General features: G+C 64.0%; 12 protein-coding genes. 3 read left to right on the top strand and 9 right to left on the bottom strand.

Features of this window, described 5'->3' with window-relative positions; translation table 11 throughout:
- Nucleotides 1-74: 74 nt before the first annotated feature.
- Together KBZ13_RS08080 and KBZ13_RS08075 are read left to right on the top strand one after the other, a co-directional pair.
- Nucleotides 75-824 (top strand): SapC family protein, encoded by a 750-nt coding sequence (locus KBZ13_RS08080; protein ID WP_255008066.1) that lies wholly within the window; start codon nucleotides 75-77, stop codon nucleotides 822-824.
- Nucleotides 825-2,238: 1,414 nt separating this feature from the next.
- Nucleotides 2,239-3,000 carry an MBL fold metallo-hydrolase gene (locus KBZ13_RS08075; protein ID WP_255008065.1) on the top strand — a complete coding sequence of 254 codons (762 nt, stop codon included), beginning with the start codon at nucleotides 2,239-2,241 and terminating at the stop codon, nucleotides 2,998-3,000.
- On the opposite strand, the gene KBZ13_RS08070 is transcribed toward KBZ13_RS08075, so the two are convergent.
- The 9 genes from KBZ13_RS08070 to nadC form a co-directional block, all read right to left on the bottom strand.
- The gene (locus KBZ13_RS08070) at nucleotides 2,966-4,126 is read right to left on the bottom strand and encodes a pyridoxal phosphate-dependent aminotransferase (protein ID WP_255008064.1); all 1,161 of its coding nucleotides are present in this window, start codon (nucleotides 4,124-4,126) and stop codon (nucleotides 2,966-2,968) included. The genes KBZ13_RS08075 and KBZ13_RS08070 overlap by 35 nt on opposite strands.
- Nucleotides 4,126-5,937, bottom strand: coding sequence for an arginine--tRNA ligase (gene argS, locus KBZ13_RS08065; RefSeq protein ID WP_255008063.1), 1,812 nt, complete (start codon nucleotides 5,935-5,937; stop codon nucleotides 4,126-4,128). The genes KBZ13_RS08070 and argS overlap by 1 nt, the downstream gene beginning before the upstream one ends.
- A 69-nt stretch (nucleotides 5,938-6,006) precedes the next feature.
- On the bottom strand, nucleotides 6,007-8,181 hold the full coding sequence (locus KBZ13_RS08060; RefSeq protein WP_255008061.1) for a protein kinase domain-containing protein: 2,175 nt from the start codon (nucleotides 8,179-8,181) through the stop codon (nucleotides 6,007-6,009).
- Nucleotides 8,178-9,095, bottom strand: a complete 918-nt coding sequence (locus KBZ13_RS08055; protein ID WP_255008059.1) for a phosphate/phosphite/phosphonate ABC transporter substrate-binding protein — start codon at nucleotides 9,093-9,095, stop codon at nucleotides 8,178-8,180. Before KBZ13_RS08055 ends, KBZ13_RS08060 begins: the two co-directional genes overlap by 4 nt.
- On the bottom strand, nucleotides 9,095-10,030 hold the full coding sequence (locus KBZ13_RS08050) for a DUF3365 domain-containing protein (protein ID WP_261358902.1): 936 nt from the start codon (nucleotides 10,028-10,030) through the stop codon (nucleotides 9,095-9,097). Before KBZ13_RS08050 ends, KBZ13_RS08055 begins: the two co-directional genes overlap by 1 nt.
- Before the next feature lie 1,069 nt (nucleotides 10,031-11,099).
- Nucleotides 11,100-12,284, bottom strand: a complete 1,185-nt coding sequence (grrM, locus tag KBZ13_RS08045; protein WP_255008055.1) for a cyclophane-forming radical SAM/SPASM peptide maturase GrrM/OscB — start codon at nucleotides 12,282-12,284, stop codon at nucleotides 11,100-11,102.
- On the bottom strand, nucleotides 12,281-12,727 hold the full coding sequence (gene grrA / locus KBZ13_RS08040; protein WP_255008053.1) for a GrrA/OscA1 family cyclophane-containing rSAM-modified RiPP: 447 nt from the start codon (nucleotides 12,725-12,727) through the stop codon (nucleotides 12,281-12,283). Before grrA ends, grrM begins: the two co-directional genes overlap by 4 nt.
- Before the next feature lie 71 nt (nucleotides 12,728-12,798).
- Nucleotides 12,799-13,737: an extracellular substrate binding-like orphan protein GrrP gene (grrP, locus tag KBZ13_RS08035; RefSeq protein WP_255008050.1), complete on the bottom strand. Its 939-nt coding sequence runs from the start codon at nucleotides 13,735-13,737 to the stop codon at nucleotides 12,799-12,801.
- Nucleotides 13,738-13,767: 30 nt separating this feature from the next.
- Entirely contained in the window at nucleotides 13,768-14,637 is an 870-nt protein-coding gene (gene nadC, locus KBZ13_RS08030; protein WP_255008048.1) for a carboxylating nicotinate-nucleotide diphosphorylase, read from the bottom strand.
- 100 nt (nucleotides 14,638-14,737) lie between these two features.
- Between nadC and KBZ13_RS08025 the strand changes: the two genes are divergently transcribed.
- A complete protein-coding gene (locus KBZ13_RS08025; protein WP_255008046.1) occupies nucleotides 14,738-15,604 on the top strand; it encodes a dienelactone hydrolase family protein in 867 nt (288 codons plus the stop codon).
- Nucleotides 15,605-15,606: the final 2 nt, after the last annotated feature.

Here is a 15,606-nt window from a genome sequence, read left to right as displayed (position 1 = left end):
ACAACGGATCAAAAATCCAGGCCAAGCTCCCTGCGACCACGCCGGGTTAAGATGATTAAGTTAAAGAGATTTTTATGGCCACCCAGCTCCTCTTCTACAACGAAATCATTCCCCTGTCGGCCGAACGCCACAAGGACTGGCACATCAGCCCGGTGAAGGACTATTCCTTCACCGAGTCGACCAACGCTGTGCCGCTGATGGCCATTGAGTTTCTCAATGCTGCTGGCGACTACCCGATCGTCTTTGTCGGCGAGGACGAAGTCATGCCTGTGATACTGCTCGGCATGCAGCAATCAGAAAATCTATACTTGTCTCCCGAGGGAAACTGGGAGGGCAAGTATGTCCCCGCCTTCATTCGCCGCTACCCCTTCGTCTTGTCCCAAGCGGACGATCAAGAGAAAGCCTATCTTTGCATTGATGAAAGCTACCCCGGATTCAACCAAAGCCAAGAGGGCATTGCCCTGATCGGTGACGACGGCAAAGCAAGCGAATACATCGACGGTATCTTGCGCTTCTTAAGTCAGTTTCAAGCTGAGTACCAGCGCACCAAAGTCATCTGCAAAAAACTGAAGGAGCTCAACTTGCTTGAACCCAAGCAGGCTGAAGCCAAGCTCCCCAATGGTCAGACGAAAGCCATCAACGGCTTCTACACCGTCGAGCGCTCGAGGGTGCTGACCCTCTCCTCAGAGGCCCTGCTGGAATTGGTGCGCTCTGGGGTTTACGAGATGATCTGTCATCACCTTGCCTCCCTGCGTAATTTCAACACGCTCGGCAACCTGGGCGGGGCCCAATCGACCACTTCTGATCAGCTTCTGCCTGTTTAATTCCCGTATCCCGCTCCATGCGCCGATGGCCATCTGACGATGCAATCGGTCAGCTCGCCATCGGCCGATCAAGCCAATCCAGCCAACTGGGCAAGGCCTGGCCTTGGAAGGATTGAGCATGCCCCATGGGAGCGACTAACAAACAGCCATCATTCACACCAAGAGCTTCATACTCGTGCAATGCCGGCAGTCATAATGCTCTCAAAGCAACGACGGATTCCCTGATTTCTAGCACTTTGGGCCGCGATTGGTATCGAATTACAGGCGCTGCACGCACCCCTAACGACAAGTCAATCCTCAATCCACCGCTAGTAAATTACAATTCACAGTAAGCACTTGAAGCTAAATAGCATATAAAAGTCATCTACAATCTGGCCCTCATGTACAAGACGCCCATGGCGAATGACTGGGCCTTACCGAAGCAGACCGAGCACGTCCAAGAACTCATCAAGGTTGGAACCATAAATCCCCATGGAATCCTATAGCTCGCCAACCAAACAGAAGCCTGGAGTAAAAATATTGAACTCGATTGCCGCGAAGCAACAGGATAGTACGTCGGAAGATACTTAATGGATATAAATCCCCGGGGAAAGTTCTGCAAAATGGCATGAATTTGGGGCTCTGTCTATTTCAGGGAATGCGCTGACCACCTACCCACGAGACTCGGCCGGCTTCGTTCTCGATCGAATCCAAAGCCAATCTCCCATAACCTGAGAGGGAAGCAATACAGTTTCAAGCTACTTCGCTAGACTCAATGTCTACACGACACCAGGGCTCCAGGCTGAAAGCCATATCAACACAATCACGCAATATTTTTCGCAAAGTAGTCAAAGACAGCGGTCGGTGCCGCTCAGCGACCCATGCGAATAATTGCTAAATGGGCACGCGTTCAGCGATGCCCCGATTGATCATCCCTTGGGCACCGTGATGGCCATCGTCCCCATGGGCCCAATCATGTAGGGAAGATGAGCGGAGCGCGCCTGCCCATAACCTCCACGACTTCGATAACGCTTTTCTCTCTTCAGCGAACTGCTCGCGAAAGCATTCCACCATCTAAACGCATGGCTTTTCTCGAAAAGCTTGATTGCTGCTGATGCCTTGGCTCCATGGCTTTGTTTGGGATTATCGTCTGGGGAGCAAACTTTATCCCTTCAATACTGAATCCCCACGCGCATTGATCTCGAAAAGCATCGATCGTGCCGATCTGGACGTTCAGGTCTCCACCCTGCTGGCAACCGTGGCGATGCTCCTGTTCTGCGCCTCGTCCAGTCACCAAGCCAAGTCTCTCTCGACCACTCCACACCAACATCCCCGGACCAACCACAGCCGCGACCGGATCGCCGGCCTGAACTCAACCGGGGCAACGCTGCTAGGTTCGCGCCACCGCAGGCGTCAGCGGGCGCCCCACACCCCCATGGCCCTTCCCCCCCTGTCCCTGCTGCGCCGGTGTGCGGGAGCCCTGGGCGGCAGCTCCCTGGCGGCGGCGGTGGCCTTCGGGGCCAGTTCTCTACCCGCCGCTGCCGAGCAGGGTGGCGGGGTGAACGTCACCAGCTACGGCCACAGTGCCCTGCTGATCCAGGGGGGTGGCGCCACGGTGCTGATCAACCCCTTCAAGGCGGTGGCCTGCGCCGCCGGGCTGGCGGAACCACGCGTGCGCGCCGATGTGATCCTGGCCAGCAGCCGCCTGCTGGATGAGGGGGCGCCGGTGGCCAGCGGCAAGTTCCTGGTCAGCCCTGGCTCCTACAAGGTGGGGGGTCTGCGGATCGAGGGTGTTTCCTCGCCCCACGACCGCTTCGATGGCCGCCGCTTTGGCGCCTCCACCCTCTGGCGCTGGAAGCAGGGGGGCCTGGAGATCGCCCACATCGGCGGCACCGCCGCCCCACTCAGGCCCGAAGACAAGGTGCTCCTGGGCCGCCCCGACCTGCTGATCATCGGCGTCGGCGGCGGAGCGAAGGTGTACGACGGCGCCGAGGCGGCGGCGGTGGTCAAGGAGTTGCAACCGCGCCGGGTGATCCCCGTGCAGTACGTGAGCGGCAAGACCCCGGCCGACTGCGACCAGGGCAGTGTCGAGCCCTTCCTGCAGGCCCTGGCGGGCACGCCCGTGAAGCGCGTCGGCCGCTCGGTGAGCCTACCGGGCAAGCTCAGCGACGCCACCCAGGTGCTGGTGCTGCGCTGAGCCCATCGATCGCGGCATAGGCCGCCCAGAAGCGCTGCATCTGCTCAAGGGTGCCGAGGCTCACCCGCAGGGAGCCATCAATGAGGGGCTTGCCCGCCATCGAGCGCACCAGGATGCCGGCCTGGCGCAGCCGCTCCTCCACCCGGGCCGCTGGGGCCGTGGGCCAGATCAACAGGTAGTTGCCGCCGTCGGCGTGGTGCCGCACCCCGACCCGATTCAGTTGCTGCACCAACCAATCGCGGGCCCGCAGCACCTCGGCCACGTAGGCGTCCACGTAGGCCGAATCCGCCAGGGCCGCCCGGGCGGCGGTGACCGCAAAGCTGTTGATGTCGTAGGGGCCTGTGACGCGGCTGACCCGATCCACCACCCCGGCGGCTCCGATCGCGAAACCGATGCGCAACCCGGCCAGACCAGCGGTTTTGGCCAGGGAGCGCAGCACCAGCAGATTGGGCACTGCCGCGAAGGGATCACCGCCAACACCTGCCGCCCGCAGCAGCGGCGGCAGCACGCTGTCACCGGTGAAGGCCTCATAGAGCTCATCCACCACCACCAGGGTGCCCGGCGCTGAGCGCGCCAGCTCCAGGATCCGCTCCGGCGCCAATCGGGTGCCGGTGGGGTTGTTGGGGTTGCAGATCAGCAGCAGCCGGGGCCCGGCCGCCAGGGCCAGCTGGATCGCCTCCAGGGGGAAGGTGAAGGCGGGTCCCTCGTAGGGGATCGCCTCGATCGCCATGCCCTGCATGCGGGCGCAGGGGCTGTAATAGCCGAAGGTGGGGCTGGTGGTGAGCAGTGTGTCGCCCGGGGCGCCGTAGGCGTGAAACAGGGCGTGGATGGCGGCGTCAGCGCCGTTGAACAGGCCCACCTGGGCGGGCATGAGGCCTCCCGCTGGCGACGGCTCCGCCGGCAACCCAGCTTCTGAGTTCAGCGAAGCCACCACCGCCTCCCGCAGGCCGTCGTACTCCGGGTAGATGGCGTAGTGATCGGCGGGGATGGCGCGGATCGCCTCCACCACCGCCGGGCTGGGGCCCACCGTGTTCTCGTTGAAATCCAGCCGCAGCAACCCCCGGCGCCCCTCCAGCGGGGCGCTGTAGGCCGTGAGCGATTCCACCTCGGGGCGCGCGTTCACCATCACATCCGATCGAGGGTAGGGATGCCCAGCAGGCCGAGGCCCAGTCTGAGCGTGTCGGCGGTGAGGCGGCAGAGGGCCAGGCGCGAGCTGCGGGCGGGCCCATCGGCCTTGAGCACAGGCACCTGGTCGTAGAAGCGGTTGAAGATCTGCGAGAGCTCAAACAGGTAGGCGCAGAGTCGGTTCGGCAGCAGCTCCTCCTCCACCTCCGCGATCACGGCATCGAACTGCAGCAGCTGGCGGGCCAGGGCCCATTCCTGGGGCTGATCGAACACCAGAGGTTCCAACGCCGCGGCCTCCAGGGCGCCACCCTTGCGGGCGATGCCCTGGATGCGCACAAAGGCGTAGAGCAGGTAGGGGGCCGTGTTGCCCTGGAGGGCCAGCATGCGATCGAAGCTGAACTGGTAGTTGGTGCCGCGGTTGGTGCTCAGGTCGGCGTACTTCACCGCCGCATGGCCCACGGTGGTGGCCCCATGGGCGATGAAGGCCTCGTCCTCGCTGCGGCCCTCCTCCGCCAGACGCCGGCGCAGGTCGGCCTCAGCACGCTCCACCGCCTCATCCAGGAGGTCCTTGAGCCGCACGGTGTCACCGGAGCGGGTCTTGAGTTTCTTGCCGTCCTCGCCCTGCACCAGCCCGAAGGGCACGTGCTCCAGCCGGCCACCTTCAGGGATCCAGCCGGCCCGACCCGCCACCTGGAACACGGCGGCGAAGTGGCTGGCCTGGCCCGCATCGGTCACGTAGATCACCCGGCCGGCGCCATCGCCCTCTGGGGGAGCGGCGAAGCGGTAGCGAATCGCCGCCAGGTCGGTGGTGGCGTAGTTGAAGCCGCCATCGCTCTTGCGCACGATCAGGGGCAACGGACCGCCGTCCTTGCCCTTCACCCCTTCGAGGAACACGCAACCGGCGCCGTCGTCGATCACCAGCAACCCGGTGGCCTCCAGATCGGCCACCACAGCCGCCAGATAGGGGTTGTAGAACGATTCGCCGCGCTCGCTCAACTGGATGTCGAGGCGGTCGTAGATCTGCTGGAACTCTCGCCGCGACTGCTCGCACAGCAGTCCCCAGGCCTTGAGCGACACCGCATCGCCCCCCTGCAACTTCACCACCTCCTCGCGGGCGGTGGTCTGGAAGGCCGGGTCGTCGTCGAAGCGCGCCTTGGCCTCGCGGTAAAAGGTCACCAGATCCCCCAGGTCGACCGCATCAGCGGTGATGAGCGTTTCGGGGGCCACCTGCTTGAGGTGGGTGATCAACATGCCGAACTGGGTGCCCCAGTCGCCCACGTGGTTGAGGCGGAGCACCGGATGGCCGCGAAACTCCAGCACCCGGGCCAGGGCATCACCGATGATCGTGGAGCGCAGGTGCCCCACGTGCATCTCCTTGGCGATGTTGGGGCTGGAGAAATCAACGATCACCGGCGCCAGGGCTGCCCCCTGCGGAGCCTGGGCCCGCCCCACGCCCAGCCGGGGATCCCCCAGCCGCGCCGCCAGCTCCGCCGCCAGCCGCTCGGGCCGCAGGGTGAGGTTGATGAAGCCGGGGCCGGCGATCTCGGGCTCTTGGCAGAGCTCGGTGAAGGCGGCATCGGCCTTCAACTGCTCAACGATGGCCGTGGCAATGGCACGGGGGCTCTGGCCCAGGCCCTTGGCCAGGGCAAGGGCCCCATTGGCCTGGAAATCGCCGAATTCAGGCTTGCTGGCGGGGGCCAACTGGGGGTCCAGGAGATTCCCCGCCGCCGCCGCCCTCTCCGCCGCCTCGGGATAGGCCCGCTCGATCGCCTCCTGCAGCTGGTGGGTCAGCGTCTGGGCGATGCGCAGCATGGAGGGAGGGAGCCGAAGCGGCCTGGGGCGTTGCCTGCGATCATCCCGCGCCGCCCTCAGACAGCCCGCTCAGGCGGTCGGGGGGGCGCTGCAGTCGTGTTGGAGGCGGCTGATCACCTGAGCCTCCACGGCGAAGTCCTGCAGCAGGCTGACGCAGGCCTTCACCCGTTCCGCGACGGGAAGGTCACGCACTTGCTCGAGAATCTGCTCGCCAATGGGTCCTACGGCCTTGAGCAGGGCTTGCCTCAGGACGGCATCGTCGGGTCCTCCTGGTGGCTCCACTTCAACTTGAGGAGTGATCGGCCCATTGACGTCAACGACTTCAGTTGTGGGACGCGAGGCCAGGGGGGTTGGGACGGGGGCCTGCCGTTCTCTGAGCTGACGCGCCACTTCCAGCAATTCTTGAATGGCCTCATCCTGGAGGTGGTTGCCTGACAGGGTGGCAGAGACAGTCTGATCACCAAGCATCAATTTGGCGATGAGTTCCGGTGTGAGCAGCAGATCGGCGACAGGCCCAATCGAACGGCGCAGAACGGACAGCAAAATTTCCCTCTCTCGCTCGCAAACGCCAGCAACAGATTCCGCAGAAACCGTTGCGGTTGGTGCTGTTGGTGCAGGCACCGGGCGAATGGAAGCGGCAGCCAAAGCCGGCTCAATGTCCTCGGCACGCATGCCGCAGTCCTCCAGCTTGGTGCGCAGGGTCGCCTCACGTGAAAACGGAATGACCGAGGGCCAGCTGTCCAGGAGCAACTGAACGACCGGTCCGTAGGTCCTGGCAAGAGCGGCCACCAGCCTGGATTTCTCGATCACACCCTGTTGAGCTGAATCGGCAGCCTCGATCACAACCTGCTGCGGTGGATGGGCAGGCTCAATCAGTGCGGATTGCGGTCGGTCGAGACGTTGCAGGGCATCGGCCGCGGAGTGGATGCGGCGCCCAGGTGACTCCTCAAGCAGCGGCGAAAGCCATGCCATCACTTCCGGGTCGAGATCGCCGCAGTTCCAGCCGCCGATATCCTGGTCGTACAGCTCTCCCGGCGGCCGGCCGCTGTAAAGAGCCAGTGCGGTCACACCGAGTCCGTAAAGATCAACTCCTGCCCAGATCCGCCCGAAACGGATCAGCTCTGGTGGGCTGAAGAACGAACGAGAAGTGACGCCTGCGGCTTGTGCTTGTTCGGTCTCCCCAGAAGGGAATGATTCTGGAGTGGGGAGGATGAAGGAGGAACTCCCCGCCCTGGACTTGATCAGCGAGAAATCCACCACGAACAGCTGCCCCGAGTCCGCGTCTGGGATCAGGTTGGCGGGGTGGAGATCACCGTGCAGGATCCCGGCCGAGTGGGTGACTTCCAGAACTTCCAGAACCTGACGCAGCAGTTCAGAAAGACGCTGCTTCTTGCGCAGGTAGTCGAACGACCCATCCAGGGAGGGACCGGGAATCCATTCCTGCAAAAGGCAGTACTGGCCAGCACGAATGAAGCCGTCGAGTGAGCGGGGGATGCGGGGATGGCGCAACCGATCCAGGCAGGCGGCTTCCAATTCCATGGCGGCCAGCTGTTCCCGATCTCCAGGGAACAACTTGAGCACCGCATGCCGGTCCCTATTCGGATCCTTGACCAGATAGGTGCGGCTTCCGGGTGACCGCCCCAGGGAACGCTCCAGGTGGTAAGGAGAACCAGCCAGCACATTCTCAATGGTGTTCCCATCACGAGGCGCGACAGCCCGATCGCTGAGAAGCTGCTTCTCGGCGATGGAATAACACATCACCGGAGCAGGCAGGCCCGCCAGCGGGACCAGCCCCATCGACCGTGCCCGTTGACGGAACTCGCTGTCCACCATTTCATAGGTGGACTGCAAGAAAGCGACTCCGTTGGGCGGGGCGATCGTCTGAAGCCTGGAGGCCAGGTGCACTCCCTGGCCGATGATGTCATCGCCATTGGCATAGATCTCGCCCACGTGGATGCCGAAGCGGTGCTGCAAAGAATGCCCTCCTCGCTGGCCTACGAGTTGCTCTACGGCGTCTTGGACGAACTCGAGCGCCTGGGTGGGGGCATCGAACGTGGCCAGCACCCCATCGCCGAGCGACTTGACCAGATTGCCCCCATGGCTCTGGATGGCATCTTTGATCAAAGAGAGATCGGTCTTGATGTGCTGAACGGCAATCAGTTCATCGGCAAAGATCCGCTCCGAGGAGTCAACAACGTCGCTGAACAGGACGACCTTGAGCTGCCTGTCACTGCCGATGCTCATCGCCGAGCTCCGATCGGTCCGAAGACACGGTAGGGCTTGCCTTCTTCAGGAAGCTGCCACGACTCCACGTGGGTGACGATGGCGCGAAGTTCCTGCACGCGTTGCCCCTCCGGCGAGGGAGTGCCAGGAACATACCCGAGGCCCGAGGGAAAATCACGGGCTGAATCATCAAGGATGGCCAGAAGACCCGCCAGGCTCCCACTGGTGAGCTCCTGCTTGACCACCATCGAGCCCATCGGGATGGCATGGGTGTCGGTCACGATCCTTCGCACCGGCGGAGTGGGTTCGGGCCGGGCCTCGTCCCAGGCAATCGCGTCGACGCGACCGGAGGCCAGCATCTGCAGCAGGCTTGAATAATCGAGGGCGTAGACAACCTCAGAGAGCTGCAATCCATGCAGGTTGTAGAGCGGTAAATAGAAGCCCGTGAGGGAACCACGCGGTAACAGGCCGAGCCGTGCTCCCTTGAGCTGGACACGGCTACGGATCTCACCCTGCTGAGGAACCACGATCGACGAGCGCGACTCCCGCGTTGTCCCGAGGGTACGAATCGGAACGTAGGGAGGCTTCAGCTCCAGGGCGAACGCCATCAGGCCAGGCGGCAGAAACGCCAGATCCCAGGCCTGGGCAGAGAGACGGCTCCTCGCCAGATCCGGACTCCGGACCGGCTCCATCTGGACCTCGCAGCGACTGGCTGCCGTGAGCTGATCCTTGAGCTCGAAAGCCTGGGCCTGGTCCAGCAGGCCCTCCTTCGCGTCGGCGGCTCCCTCAATGACACCTACGACCCCGACCCTCAGCTCGCCGGAGGCTCCACAAAAAGGAGGACCAGCCCCGGGTTGACCGGAGCATCCCGCCAGAAAGAGCCCTATGAGAACGGCGACGGCTGTGACAGTGTTCCTCACGGAGCGAGAGGGCATCAGAGTTGCTTACGGTCCTTGATCATCTGCATGGAGATCGTCAGGCTCTGCTTCATGCGCTCGAAACTGCGAGCCAGTAAACCAATTTCATCACCACGGGACTTTTCCTCAAAACTGACACTGGAGGGAGTCACACTGGCCTGATCGGCTTTGAGGCTGATCGCCCGCATCGGGCGCAGGATCAGTTGATTGAGAACCGCATTGGTGACAACTCCAACAACGGACAAGGAACCAACCAGCAGGCCTGCGGTGATCAGCAGTGAATGATTCTTGGCAGCGATCACGCTCTCAACCGGCACCGAGACGATCTGAGCCCCGACCACTTCGTTGAGTTTCCAGCCAAAACCATTCGTGGTGCCGTAGGCCAGGATCTGACTCTTGGGAGCACGGTCAGGCGTGGAGTGACAAGCCAAGCAACTTTGCTTGTTGACCATGATGGGCTTGGCCACGTAATGGAACGTCCCTAGACGCGTGGCACGGTCTCCAGACTGGATCTTGAGCGCTCCATTCGCACGAAACGACTCCACAAGCTTGGATTCAAAGGTGTCAGACTTGTCTTTGAGGTTGGTTGGGTTAAGAGTGGCTTCTCGATAGGAATATTGCTTGTATTCAGGCCGGGATTTCAGATATTCAAACACAGTATTGGCGGAATAACTTGGAACCGCTTCTGGACGGAAGACGCCTCCACCCTTGTTGAGAGGTGCCACAATCGGATTGACTTTCTGGCTGGTGTATTCACGCACAGCCAGCATGCTATCCATGAAAAAGTTTGACCTCTGGTCGATCAGCGATCGCGCCTGAATGCCGAAGAGATAGTTGAGAATCAGAACGGCAAGCAAAACTGACAGGGCGAAGATGCCCGCAAGTGTGTAAGCCAGCTGCGTGCGGAGCGGACGGGTGCCATCTCCGCTGAATAGTGAGGTGATCCGACGCAATCTCACAGCAGAACATAGCAATCATGCTTTGATCATACTGGCCTGAACCGGATTGACCATGCGGTTGGGCCAAGTCCGATTTCAGAACATCCCGAATGGGCAATTTAGTCGCATACGACGCCTCATCAACGCCTCCAGGCCCCAACAGACTTTCCGACGGGCGATTACGACCTCGAAGCTCATCGGGATGTCCCTCCTTCGGCTGGGGTGATCGGAGCGCTGGAGGAGATCAGATGGATCCCCATGGCAGCACAGCCGCGCATTACTTCAGACTGGACGCCTGAGGCTTCAAGCACAAGCCGACTGGGGAAAGCACTCCCTCTGCCGTCCGCCACGGGCCCAAGGGCCAGCGCCTGAGCCGCGGTTCACCGCCTCCAGCCGGCCTGGAGAGAGGTCAAGCCGGCTGGAGGCCCAGGTGGATGAACCCGCTCCGCAGTCGAAGGCGGCATTCTCGAGGACCCACAGCCCTGGGTCGTCGTTCGGGTCTCGGCGAACTTCATCCCAGTGCCTTCCCGCTGCCGAACCCGTGAGGAGGTCGCTGCGCTGGACCCTGGATCTCTGGGCTTCGCCCGATTGCCCGGACCCCGAAATGCTGATCCAGTTCAAATGAGAGCTTTCCCACCAGCCAAACCTGGCATGGAGGAACCCCTGAAATGCAAACGTCACAACCCGTGCCAATGGCTGCTCCGAAGGAGTCAAGCTTCTCAACCTTGGGCTGAACGTCGTTGATGTGTTCAGGCCCTTCAAGGCTCCGCAGCCACCCATCGGCGCTGACATCAGTTTATAGCGGAGAAGCAGACGAAGTCGGCCAGAGGCCATAGGCTACAAAAGTAAAATGCTTCAGAAGCTCGAGCAGAAAAAAGCAGACTTTTGCTGCAGGCTTCTCCTCAGGAGAAGCGATTAATCGCTGATGCGGAGCTCGATGGGGCCACGATTGAGGGCCTTGCCGAGGGAAACTTCGAAGCCCGAAACGTCACCGCAGAGCTCATGAGCGGTCGCCAAAAATGTGCCGGTTGACATTTCTGATCAGCACAGAGCTGCGCCGAAAACTGTCGAAGTCAGCCAACCTTCAGGCCGAAAGCTCCAACATCTCCTCCAACCCAGCGAGCACCACATCGGCCGTGAGTTTGATCCGATAACGGCAGGCCTGGGTTTCACTGCAATCGAAGGTGCCGTGCTCCCAGTATTTGTTGCTGCCGGCGCCGCCCCCACAGAGGCCGAAATAGGCGCACTCGCTCTGGCAGCGGGCGAGGCCGGAGCGCATGTCCCGGTGGATGCGCTCGAACTTGGCGCTGGCCGCGATCGACACCAGGCTGTCGCTGAGCACATGGCCGAGCACGAAGTCGCCGTAGGTGTCGGTCTGAACCGCCAGCAGCTCCGGATCGAAGGTGGTCATCGAACCGCGGGCATCCACGTTCACGATCGCGAAGGGATGGGTCATGTCGGAGAGTTCCATCCGCGCATCCGCCGCCGCCAGGCTGCAGATGCCCTCGAACTCCCGCACCCGCATCAGCGCAGGGTTGTTCTGCTGCCAAAGCTCCCAGAACCGCTTCAAAAAGGCCTGGTAGGCCACCTCCGCATCGGGGCGGCTGAGGGTTGAAACGCGATTCTCACCCTCGGTTTCTTCCATGTTGAAGGCCACATCCGTGATGCCGTTGTCCACGAAGAAGGCGAACAACTCGTCGGCATGGCCCAAGGCCTCTTCGGTGATCACGCAGATCATCTGGAAGGGGATCTCCCGGCGCCGAAGCACCTCGATGCCCCGCAGGCTGGCGGCGTGGGTCCCCAGGCCGGTGCGCGTGCGCCGGTGGATGTCGTGGAGGAAGGCCGGCCCATCCATGCTCACCCCCACGGACATGCCGTTGCGCTCGAAGCAGTCGCACCAGGCGTCGTTGATCAAGGTGGCGTTGGTCTGCACCGACTGGTGGATCGACAGCGGCTCCCCCTCCCCCTGCCAGCGCTCCAGGGCGCTACGGATGCAGGCGCTGGCCTCGTCGTAGAAGGCGATTGGCACGGTGAGCGGTTCGCCCGCATGCCACAGCAGCGTGAAGTCACCGCCCACATAGGGGCTCTCCAGCACCCGCTCCAGGGCCGCCTCCAGGATCTCCAGGGGCAGGCGATGGCGGTCGTTGCGGTTGGGGAGGTAGCAGTAGTCGCAGTCGAGGTTGCAGTAGGGGGTGGGCTGGATCACCAGCAGTTGCAAGGGCCCGAACCCCTCCGGATTGCCTAGGGGCGGGGCGCCTGGCGGGGTCACCAGAAGTTGCGGAAGCCGCCGTTACGGAACCCGCCGTTGCCGAAGCCACCGTTGCGGAACCCGCCGTTGCCCCAGCCGCCGTTGCGGAAGCCGCCATTACCGAAGCCACCGTTGCGGAAGCCGCCATTGCCCCAGCCGACCCGGCGACCGCCGCCGTTCGCGAACACGAAGGCGAGGCGGCCATCTGGGGAGCTGGCGCGATCCTCAGGCCCCATGGGTTCAGGGGACTTCTCCCTCAGGGCCTGGGAGATGCGCCGCAGCCGGGCATCGATCGAGCCCGGAGCAGCTTCCAACGGGGAGGCACTGGCCGCCGGTGGGGACCCCTCACCGGCCAGCGTTGTGGCGCCAGCATCAGCCAACGAGGTGGCACCAGCACCAGCGGGGGCCAGGGCGGCCAGCAACAACAGAAAACCGAAAAGGCCGGAGCGGGAGAAGGTCGCCATCGGGTTGACGCGAGGAATGAAGAACGGAAGGGAGCGCGGGAGGGGTCCGCCGACAGGCGGAAGCGCTGCCATCAGCGGGAAGCGGCCGGGGAAGAGCCCCCCAGGATGAAGCCTTCGCGGCTCAGCAGCACCGATTGAAAGAAGGCGCGGACGCGCTCGGTGGGCACGCTCAGCACACCCTTCGGACCGATCCAGGCATCCACGCTGGCCACGGCGTCGGGACGTCCCTCCAGGTAACCCTGGAACAGTCCGGCTATCGCCAGATTGACCACGTTCAGCAAGGTGGAATTGTTCTCGGGCACGATGCAACCCACCCCGTAACTCAGATAGGGCACCTGGGGCACGAGCGTCACGCCGCTGAGCCGGCGCTGCTGACGCAGCCCGGCGAGCACGATCGTGTCACCGAGAACACCGGCCACTTTGTTCTGCTCCAGGGCCGTCACGGCCTGAGCCAGGGTGGAAAAGCTGACCGCTTTGGCCTTGGGCTGCAGGCTCCCCAGGGCACCGGCGCCGATGGAGCCTTCCACGACGGCGATCGAGCGACCCGCCAGGGAGGCGGGGGAGCCATCGACGGCGCCGCTGCGGCTGAGCAGCCTCAGGCCGGAGAGGGCGATCGGGAGGGAGAAGTCCACCACCCTGTCCCGCTCCCAGCTGAACGGCACCCCGCAGGCCAGGCCCGCCTGGCCGCTGGCCACGGCCTCCACCATCGCGGCGGCGTTGTCGACGGGAACGAAGCGGATCTGCAGCTTGCTGCCCAGTTCGGCCTTGATCTGGCGATCAATGCGGCGGGCCAGATCGATGGCATAGCCCTCGGGTTCGCCCTTTGCCCCCAGCCGGATCAACGGTGGGATGTCGGAGGGACCGACCATCAGCACCTCGCCGCTCTTGGCCGCCCGCTCCAGCACGGTTTCGGCGGAGACCGGCGCCGGCGAGAGCGCCGTAAGCGGCAGCACGGCGCTCAAGGCTCCCAGGAGCAGGGCCCGGAAACGGCTAGGGGCAAAAGAACCCACGATCACGACCCAGACGGATTGAGCCGAAATCTAGGCCCGCTCGAAGCGCATGCTCAGATCGAGCCAGGGGCTGCGGGTGATCGGCGCGCTGGTGGAGATCAGATCAATGCCTGTGGCGGCATAGGCGCTGAGCCTTTCGGGGTCCACACCCGAGGCCTCCAGGACCACTGCCGGGGCGAGCGCCCGCAGGCGCGGTACCAGCTCCGCGAGGGCCTGGGGCGTGAACTCATCCAGCAGCACCGCATCGGCGCCGGCCCGCAGCGCCGCTTCGGCCTCGGCGGCGGTTTCGGCCTCGACGATCACCCGGGCCGGCCAGGGGGCCGAAGCCCTCACGGCCGCGATCGCGGCGGCCACCCCGCCGGCCCAGGCCAGGTGGTTTTCCTTGAGCATGGCGGCGTCATCGAGACCTTGGCGGTGGTTGTGGCCGCCGCCGCAACGCACGGCGTATTTCTCCAGGGTGCGCAGCCCCGGCGTGGTCTTGCGGGTGTCCACCAGGCGCACGCCGCTGCCCGCCAGCTGGGCCACCAGCACCGCCGTGGCGGTGGCGATCCCCGAGAGGCGCATGGCCAGGTTCAGGGCCGTGCGCTCCCCCGCCACCAGGGCCGTCGCTGGGCCTTCCAGCTCCAGCAGGCGCGTCCCCGGCTCCACCAGCACGCCATCGGCCACAAGAAGCTCCACCCGCACAGCCGGATCCAGCAGCTTGAACAGGGGCTCCACCAGCACGCCGCCGCAGAAGCGGCCGCCTTGCTTGGCGATCCAGGCGGCCTGGCCCCGGGCCCCCATCAGGGCGGGCGCCGTCAGATCGCCACGGCCGATGTCTTCGGCCAGCCAGCCCCTCAAGCGCTCACTCAGACCTGGATCGGCGAGCAGGCTGGCGTGGGGGGCGGGACCTGGGGGCATGGGTAGGCGCGGCACCGCCGCAAACCAGAGGCGCGGGGCTGGGGTGGAAAGAATTGTCGACCAGAGTGGCCTGGAACCAACCCCAGCCCCCAGCAGCTCCATGGGAACCCGATCGAATGATCCCGCATCGACCCTCAGCCTGCGGCGCCGGGAGCTGTTGCTGGGGGGCCTGGCCACTGGTTTCGCCATCGCCGCCGGGCCGACCATGGCGGCCACGATCACCACACCCGCCGATGGGCTGCTCGCCGGCTTCGTGAGCGTGCCGGCGGCTGATCGCTCGATTCCCGCCTACCGCGCCCAGCCCGCCAAGGGCAGCCGCCATCCGGTGGTGCTGGTGGTGCAGGAGATCTTCGGGGTGCACGCCCACATCCAGGACGTCTGCCGGCGCCTGGCCAAACTCGGTTACCTGGCGATCGCCCCCAGCCTGTTTGAGCGCCAGGGGGATGTGAGCCAGCTGCCCGACATCCCATCCATCCTGCCGGTGGTGGCCCAGGTGCCGGATGCCCAGGTGCTCTCCGATCTCGATGCCACGGTGGCCTGGGCCGCGGGCCATGGGGGCGACACCAGCCGGCTGGGGATCACGGGCTTCTGCTGGGGTGGACGCATCACCTGGCTCTACGCCGCCCACAACCCCAAGCTCAAGGCCGGTGTGGCCTGGTACGGCCGCCTGGTGGGCACCGCCACGCCGCTGCAGCCCCGCTTCCCGATCGATCTGGCGGGAAAGCTGAAGGCACCGGTGCTGGGCCTCTATGCCGGCGCCGATGAGGGCATCCCACTGGAGTCGGTGCAGCGCATGCAGGCGGCGCTCAAGGCGGCCGGCAACCGCAGTGAGATCCAGGTGTTCCCGGGCGTGCCCCACGGCTTCCACGCCGATTACCGCCCCACCTTCCTGGCCGAAGCGGCGGCGGCGGGCTGGAAGCGGCTGCAGGCCTGGTTCAAGGCCCACGGGGTGGCACCGGCGGGCTGAGG

The sequence above is a fragment of the Cyanobium sp. ATX 6F1 genome (assembly GCF_024346315.1).
GTDB lineage: Bacteria > Cyanobacteriota > Cyanobacteriia > PCC-6307 > Cyanobiaceae > ATX-6F1.
This window is presented reverse-complemented; position numbering and strand designations above follow the sequence as displayed.